Below are 1,227 nucleotides of genomic sequence, written 5' to 3'. Positions count from 1 at the left end.
GGTGCCGCACCCCAAAAGTTAGAGTTAAAAACTCACTTTTGGGGTGTTTTGTTTGGTGAAATATAGTGACACATTTAAAGAAAAAGTTGTTCTTGAGTATCTACAAGGCCCATTTGGATACAGACGATTAGCGAAAAACTATAACATTCCTTCGAAGAAAATCATTGAAGAATGGGTACAGGCATTTCGAGCTTTCGGTAAGGAAGGGTTAAAGCGTAAAGCTTCAAAGACCGTGTATGCTGTTCAATTTAAGGTTGATGTCTTACACTGGATGAAAAGCAATAGTGCTTCGCTTAGTGAAACTGCAACCAGATTTGGCTCAATCGTCCAGCCTCATTTCTTCTTGGAAACACACCGTTATGAAAGAAGGGATTGCAGGATTAGAACCGAAGCCGAAAGGACGCCCTTCGATGTCTAAGAAACCTAAAAAAGATGATCAAACAAAGCATGAATGGTCACGTGAAGAGCAGTTGAAGAGGGAGAATGAACTTCTTCGTTTAGAGAACTCTTATTTAAAAAAGCTCCGCGCTTTTCGGGAGAATCCGGACGCCTACCTCGAAAAGCACAAGCAGCGCTGGCATTCGAACTCAAAGAAGAAGGATACCGATTAAAAGACGTACTTAGCTATGTCGATTTACCAGAGTCAACGTATCATTATCACGTCCAACGTTTTGATCTTCCAGACCCAGATCCCTCTCTTAAGATGCGCATGAAGGAGATTTATACCCAACATAAGGGACGGTATGGGTACCGTCGAATTCATGCTCAATTACGTTCAGAAGGCTGGTATATCAATCACAAGAAAGTTCAAAATCTGATGAGGGTGTTAGGGTTAACTTGCAAGAAATTTATAAGAAAATCTCGGTATCGATCTTATAAGGGGAAGGTTGGTACAGTGACGAAGAATCGTTTGAACCGACGGTTTCATACCACCGGTCCACTGCAGAAATTGACGACGGATATTACGGAGTTTAAATGTACACACGATGAAAAACTGTATTTGAATCCAATTTTAGATTTATATAATGGAGAAATCGTTTCTTTTGGAACAGCGCGAACGCCGACCCTGCCTCTTGTGCTTGAACCATTGGATCAAACCATCGACCTTTTGAAGGAAGAAGCAAAGTACCGAACCACGATTCACTCTGATCAAGGCTGGCATTATCAGCACCAAGCGTGGGTGAAGAAGCTGGAAGCAAACCGAATCTTTCAAAGCATGTCCCGGAA

Annotated in this window: 2 protein-coding genes and 1 pseudogene; all 3 read left to right on the top strand. The window is 42.1% G+C overall.

Features of this window, described 5'->3' with window-relative positions; genetic code table 11:
* Window positions 1–43 precede the first annotated feature (43 nt).
* Entirely contained in the window at window positions 44–418 is a 375-nt protein-coding gene (locus JCM19038_RS25660) for a helix-turn-helix domain-containing protein (RefSeq protein WP_152549539.1), read from the top strand.
* Entirely contained in the window at window positions 411–611 is a 201-nt protein-coding gene (locus JCM19038_RS25655; protein ID WP_152549538.1) for a transposase, read from the top strand. Before JCM19038_RS25660 ends, JCM19038_RS25655 begins: the two co-directional genes overlap by 8 nt.
* Window positions 572–1,227: pseudogene (locus tag JCM19038_RS23050) on the top strand (IS3 family transposase); the annotation flags it as partial. The gene JCM19038_RS25655 and the pseudogene JCM19038_RS23050, both read left to right, overlap by 40 nt.

This window comes from Geomicrobium sp. JCM 19038 (genome assembly GCF_000698125.1).
Classification (GTDB): Bacteria; Bacillota; Bacilli; order Bacillales; family Marinococcaceae; genus Geomicrobium_A.
Note: the sequence above shows the minus strand (reverse complement) of the source record. Positions and strands in the feature narration are given on the sequence as shown.

Coding starts and splice junctions, on each gene's coding strand:
- JCM19038_RS25655 (WP_152549538.1), top strand. CDS start 411: ATGTCTAAGAAACCTAAAAAAGATGATCAAACAAAGCATGAATGGTCA.